We start from the raw sequence: 6512 nt of genomic DNA on the forward strand, positions 1-6512 counted from the left end.
AGCAAGCGCTCACCGGCACGATCGCGCGCTACGGCGGCAGCGCGGACACGGTGTTCACCGTGGCCGATGTCGGCTATTTTTCGAGCGTTCGCGCAGGGGCGCATGGCGGTGCGGGCATCGACACATTGAAGTTGACGGGCGCGAATCAGGTGCTCGACGTTACGGCGCTGAACAGCGGCGCGACCGACAAGCTCAGTGGTATCGAGGTGATCGACATCACCGGCTCAGGCAACAACACGTTGCGCATGTCAATGGCCGACGTGCTGAATCTCGGCCACCCGAATGCTTTCCGCCAGGATGGCTATTCGCAGATGCGGGTGACGGGCAATGCGGGCGACCGGGTGGAGCTGGCCGGGATGAGCGGTCTGGCGGCTGGCGGTTGGGCCAGTACAGGCACTTTCATGATCGGTGGCGCGCAGTATGTCGTCTATCGGAACGACGCGCTGAAGGCCGAGTTGTTCGTGCGCGATGGCGTCGCGGTGAACGCTGAATTGTTGGTCGTCGCACCGGTGATCGACTCGATCGTGCTGAACGGATCGCCATGCGTGTCGGGACACGCGGGCGCGCAGGCGCAGGTGACGATCTACGACGGCAATGCCTGGATCGGGACGGTCACGGTGGGCACGGACGGCAGGTGGTCGCTGCCGCTGAGCGGTATGCAGGCAGGGTCGCATACGTTGACGGCGAGCGTGATGGATGCCAGCGGGCTGGCGCTGAAGTCAGCCGACTTCGCGTTTGACGTCGATGCGCCAGCACCCGTGCCTGATGCCCCGTCGGTGCCCGAGATTCCCGGCGGATCGGAGCAAGACGGCCTCCCGTCGCGCCCGACCATCGACACCGTGACCGACAACGTCGAGCCGCATACCGGCCCGATCGGCCAGGCCGGGCTGACCAACGACCCGCGTCCGGTGTTGAGCGGGCACGGCGACGTCGACTCGATCATCCACGTCCGCGTCAACAACACCGAAGTGGGCACCGTCAAGGTCGGCCCGAGCGGAACGTGGACGTATCGATTGCCGGAGCCGCTGCCGGACGGCCTGGCCCGTCTGTCGGTTCGAGCGAGCAATGCGGACGGGCAGAGCGCGCCGTCGGAGGCGTACATCATCGAAGTCGACGTGACGCCGCCCTTGCCGCCGATCATCGATCAGGCGTCGTCCGGCCCGCCCGCCATACTGTCGGGCCATGCGGAGCCGAATTCGACGGTCGGCATATATGACGGCAACACCTTCCTCGGCAACGCGACGACCGGTGCCGACAGCCAATGGACGTTCCCGCTGCCGTCTGGAATGACAGTGGGCAATCACACGTTGACGGCTACCGCCCGGGACCCTGCGGGCAACCTGAGCCCGGCGTCGCCGAACTTCGACTACATCGTCCCCAGTGTGCCGACCGCGCACGCGATCGTGGACGACGCGGGGCGCGACAGCGGGGTGTCTCACAGCGATTGGCTGACCAACGACGGCACGGCGGGCCGTCTCATCGAGGGGCACATCGAGGGTGTGCTCGGCGCGAACGACCGGGTACAAATCTCGACCGATAGAGGGCGCACATGGCAGGACGCGCTGATGAAGTCGAACGGCAAGTGGATTGCGGTCGATCCGAACGCACACAATGGCAATTGGGCGATCCAGACGCGCGTGGTGGACACCGCAGGCAAGCATGGCGACGAGGACTACAGCACTGTGGTCACGCTGAAGACTTCGGTGATGATGCCGATCGATGTGACGTTCGATGCCAACGCCGGGCTGGTGACGGTGAGATTCCATTCGGAGCAGGCCGCCCCGGACTGCAAGCTGTCGCTGATGATCGACGGCAGTCTTTCCGAATATGTGTTGAGCCCGCGGGAGATCGCCATGGGTTTTGCGAGGCTCTCTGCGCCGGTACAGGACGCGAAGCAGGTTTTGGCGGCGCTGGTCGATACGGCCGGCAATATCTCGTCATATCACGGTGTCGAGCGAGTCATGACGGAAAACAGCGTGTCCGAGAGTTTCGACTCGTTCCAGAAACCCGTGATGTTTGACGATCATTTGACGAGCGTGTCAACGCGCTATTTCGACGTGACGAGCCTGCGCTGCAATGATTTCCATTATTGGACGGAGGGCTTGTTGACGGGCTCCGAACTCTATGTGCCGCATACCTCTCTTACCGATCGTCCATCCTCGCGCGTACTGGTGTTCAACAGCGGGATGCGGCTGGACCTGCATGGAGGGGTGTCTGCCACGCGCATGTCGTTCGACCTGGGCGACGTGACGACGAAAGAGTCCGTCAAGCTGTATTTCTTTGACGAGAATGGCAAGCTGATTTTCACGTCCCCTGCGTATACGGCTGCAGGCGGCCTGCATCAGAGGATCGATATCGATGTCGGCCAGGAATTCGTGAGCGTCATAATCGACCAGCAATGGCGAAACGATCCTGGCGTCATGTGCTGGATGGACGACATCGTCTTTACCGGCCCTGGTGGTACGGAGGATCGCCCCGTGACCGTCGATGTGCCGGCCGAGCAAGCGCTCACTGGTGAGATGGCGTACTACGGCAGCAGCGGGGGCACGGTATTCACCGTCGCCAACGTCGGCTATTTTTCGGGCGCCGGCGCGGGTGCGCATGGCGGTGCGGGCACCGACACACTGCAATTGACGGGTGCGAATCAAGTGCTCGACATCACCGCGCTGAACAGCGGCGCGGCCGACAGGATCAGCGGTATCGAGGTGATCGACATCACCGGCTCGGGCGACAACACGTTGCGCATGTCGGTGGCCGATGTGCTGAATCTCGGTCATCCGGACGTCTTCCGCCAGGACGGCTACTCGCAGGTGCGGGTGGATGGCAACGCGGGCGATCGGGTTGAACTGGCCGGCATTCCCGATCTGGCGGCCGGCGGTTGGGCCGGCGCGGGCAATGTCGCGATCGGCGGCGAGCAGTATGTCGTCTACCGGAACGATGCGTTGAAGGCCGAGCTGTTCGTGCGCGATGGTGTCGCGGTGAGCGGCGGATCGTCAGTCGTGCCGAACGCATTTTCGAGCGTGTCGGGACACGCGGACGCGCCGGCGCAGGTGAGCGTCCACGACGGCGATATCTCGATCGGGACGGTCATGTCGGGTACGAACGGCCGATGGTCGCTGCCGCTGCCCGAGGACATGCAGGCCGCTACGCACACGCTGGCGGCAAGCGTGAAGGATGCCAGCGGCCTGATTTCGACGTCACCCGAGTTCACGGTCGATTATGGCGGCACCATCAGCCGCCCGGCGGCCTCGACGCGATCGATTGCCGGGTTGTTCGACGGGATGGATCACGACACAAGCGACGGGCATTCCCATGTCGACCACGGGGTCGGCAGCAGCACACCGAAGCTGTGGTTGGCGGACGTGCTCGGCGCAGGCCATCAGGATCTGTTTCGATCGAATGGCGGCGCCCGGGTGCCCGGCATGCCGGAACTCGCGCCGGGAAGCGACGAAGGGCGGCCGGTGCTTGACGGTGTGGGCTACACCGGCCACCACGCCGCGCAGGATATCGAACTGATGGTGCAGAACGCGATGCAAACCACGCTCATGGCATAACCAGCCCGACGCGCCGCACGGTGGACACGGCCCGGTCTTTGCGAATGCGAAGACCGGGCCGTGTCATTGACGCGTGCGTTACCGCAGAATCAGTTGAAGTTGTTCGTCGGCACGTTCTTCCGGCGCCGTCGCAAAGCCACTGCCCGCGTAGCGATGCCAGCGGCCCAGCACGTACGAGATCAGCAGGCTCGCGCGCGTGGCCGGGTCATACCCGGCCGGCAGCGGCGCGCTGGCGGGGGTGCCCGGCGCATCGCCGTCGCGCGTGTTCGATTCGAGCAGCGCGATGCGCAGGCATTGCCGCACCGAGGCCTCGACGCGCTCGATCATCCGCTCGATGCGCTCGGCCAGCCGCTCGTGCTCGCCGACCAGCGCCTCGCCCGTCAGCACGCGCGTCATGCCTCGATTCTTCGCCGCGAAACCGAGCAGCATCAGCGCGATCGCGCGCGCCTGCAACACGCCGTCAGGCTCCTTCTCGACGATCTGGTTGATCAGGCCGAAGAGCGTGCTCTCGATGAATTCGATCAGGCCTTCGAACATTTGCGCCTTGCTGGCGAAATGGCGGTACAGCGCGGCTTCGGAGATATCGAGCCGCGCGGCCAGGGCGGCAGTGGTGATTTTTTCGCGCTTGGGCGCTTCCAGCATGGCGGCCAGCATCTGCAGGATCAGCACGCGGCGTTCGCCGGGCTTCGGGCGCGTGCGGCTGCGTTCGCCTGCGCTCCCGGTGGGCGGGGCGCTGGCGGCGGTGGTCTCGTCGCGGTTTACGGCCGCGTCGCGCGGGTCAGTCGGTTGCATTTTTGTCGCCCCGATCGTGTGCTCAGTCGCAGCGATTGTAGCGAAGCAATACGACGATCGACATAGTGCGGCTTGCCGACTCGGGGCAGATGCTCGGGCAGGTGCCCGGTGATCCAGATGGTGCGGATGCCGAGCCGCTTGTAGCGCTTCAGGTGGCTGCGCGTATCTTCGACGAGGATCGCGTCGGCCAGCGAAGCGTGCGCGTCGCGCATCGCCTCGCGCAGCATCGACGCATCGGGCTTCGCGCGCCAGGCGCGGCGGCCGCGCATGTGCTCGATCGCGATCACGCGCTCGAACAGCCGCTCGATGCCGAGTTCGGCCAGCACCGCGCGCGCGTAGCGTTCCGGCGCGTTGGTCAGCACGATCTTGCGGCCCGGCAGGGCGGCGATCCGGCGAGCCAGCCCGCGCTCGGCGCGCAGCATCGACGGCAGATCCGCGAAGGTGTGCACCACCTTGAGGAAATCGTTCGGATCGATCGGATGATGGCGCGCCAGCCCCAGCAGCGCTGCGCCGTAGCGTTTCGTGTACGCGGTGCGCAGATGATCGGCCTGGTCGCGGTCGACCTGGAGGCTGTCGATGATGTACTGCGTCATCGCGGCGTTGATGGCCGGGAAGATCGCGTGCGAGGCGTGGTGGAGCGTGTTGTCGAGATCGAACAGCCAGACCGGCCGCCCGGCGAGCGGGCGGGTGCGGCGTGCCCGGCGCGGCCGGGCCGGCGCGAGGGAGGCCACCGCGAGGACTTCCGCGGGCCCCGGCGGGTTGGCCGGGCCGGCGGGGAGGGAGAGACGCTCGCTCAATGCGAGCGGATCATCGTGCCGAACGGCTGTTCGGTCAGGATTTCGAGCAGCACCGAGTGCTCGATGCGGCCGTCGACGATGTGCACCGACTTCACGCCGCTCTTGGCGGCGTCGAGCGCCGACGAGATCTTCGGCAGCATGCCGCCCGAGATCGTGCCGTCCTCGAACAGCGCGTCGATTTCACGCGCCGACAGGTCGGTCAGCAGGTTGCCTTCCTTGTCCATCACGCCCGGGATGTTCGTCATCATGACGAGCTTCTCGGCGTTCAGCACCGTGGCCAGCTTGCCGGCCACGAGGTCGGCGTTGATGTTGTACGACAGGCCGTCCTCGCCGAAGCCGATCGGCGAGATGACCGGGATGAACGCGTCGTCCTGCAGCGCCTTCACCACGGCCGGGTTGATCGCCTCGACCTCGCCCACCTGGCCGATATCGATGTACTGACCGGGGTTGTCGCGGTCCGGCATCATCAGCTTGCGCGCGTGGATCAGGCCGCCGTCCTTGCCCGTCAGGCCCACCGCGTGGCCGCCGAAATGATTGATCAGCGTGACGATGTCCTGCTGGACTTCGCCGCCCAGCACCCACTCGACCACTTCCATGGTTTCTTCGTCGGTGACGCGCATGCCCTGGATGAACGTGCCCTGCTTGCCGATCTTCTTGAGCGCCGTGTCGATCTGCGGGCCGCCGCCGTGGACGATCACCGGATTGATGCCGACCAGCTTCAGCAGGATCACGTCGCGCGCGAAGCCCTGCTTCAGGCGCTCTTCCGTCATTGCGTTGCCGCCGTACTTGATCACCACGGTCTTGCCGTGATATCGGCGAATATACGGCAGCGCCTGCGCGAGGATTTCGGCTTTCAGCGTAGGAGCGATCTGCGAGAGGTCGAGAGGATCGGACATGGCTCAGACTCGTGTTCGGGGCGGTTGATACTGAAACGGGACGGGCGAAACACGGCGAATTGTACACAACTGGCGCAGTGCAGCATGCGGTTTTTGGCCATTTTGGCCATTTGGCCAAAGCCTGCTGCGACTCGGGTTTCGCGTGATTTTTCTGCGACAAAAGGGCGCAATCGAAGGCGATCCGCCGAGGCAATCTCGCCCGCCCGCGCTATGCTTGACGGATTCCTTTCCGGAGCCGCTCACGCCACCATGCCACGCTTCGCAACCGCCGTACCCGCCTCGCGCCGCTGCCCACAGTGCACCGCCGCGTTCGATTGCGGTGCGGCTGCGGCGAGCGGGGCCGCCGAGGCCGAGCCGTTCGCCTGCTGGTGCGCGGCGCTGCCGCCGCTGGCGGCCCCGGCCGGCCGGTGCCTGTGCCCCGAATGCCTGGCGGGCGCGCTCGCCAGGCAGGTGGCGGCCGCCCCGTGCGGCCC

Annotated in this window: 5 protein-coding genes; 2 read left to right on the forward strand and 3 right to left on the reverse strand. The window is 65.7% G+C overall.

Annotated elements, in window-relative coordinates; translation table 11 throughout:
- On the forward strand, positions 1–3554 hold a 3554-nt coding region (locus ACYP33_RS09155), incomplete at its 5' end, for an Ig-like domain-containing protein (protein ID WP_459621146.1).
- A 78-nt stretch (positions 3555–3632) separates the two neighbouring features.
- On the opposite strand, the gene slmA is transcribed toward ACYP33_RS09155, so the two are convergent.
- The 3 genes from slmA to argB all read right to left on the reverse strand — a co-directional run bounded on the left by slmA (position 3633) and on the right by argB (position 6039).
- Positions 3633–4346, reverse strand: coding sequence for a nucleoid occlusion factor SlmA (gene slmA / locus ACYP33_RS09160; RefSeq protein WP_414450736.1), 714 nt, complete (start codon positions 4344–4346; stop codon positions 3633–3635).
- Positions 4313–5077 carry a pyrimidine 5'-nucleotidase gene (locus tag ACYP33_RS09165; protein WP_459621148.1) on the reverse strand — a complete coding sequence of 255 codons (765 nt, stop codon included), beginning with the start codon at positions 5075–5077 and terminating at the stop codon, positions 4313–4315. The genes slmA and ACYP33_RS09165 overlap by 34 nt, the downstream gene beginning before the upstream one ends.
- A 62-nt stretch (positions 5078–5139) precedes the next feature.
- Positions 5140–6039, reverse strand: a complete 900-nt coding sequence (argB, locus tag ACYP33_RS09170) for an acetylglutamate kinase (RefSeq protein WP_414443409.1) — start codon at positions 6037–6039, stop codon at positions 5140–5142.
- 249 nt (positions 6040–6288) lie between these two features.
- Between argB and ACYP33_RS09175 the strand changes: the two genes are divergently transcribed.
- Positions 6289–6512, forward strand: a 224-nt coding sequence (locus ACYP33_RS09175; protein WP_459621150.1) for a hypothetical protein, incomplete at its 3' end; no start/stop codon positions are given.

The organism is Burkholderia sp. 3C (genome assembly GCF_054589155.1).

Coding starts and splice junctions, on each gene's coding strand:
- argB (WP_414443409.1), bottom strand. CDS start 6,039: ATGTCCGATCCTCTCGACCTCTCGCAGATCGCTCCTACGCTGAAAGCC.
- slmA (WP_414450736.1), bottom strand. CDS start 4,346: ATGCAACCGACTGACCCGCGCGACGCGGCCGTAAACCGCGACGAGACC.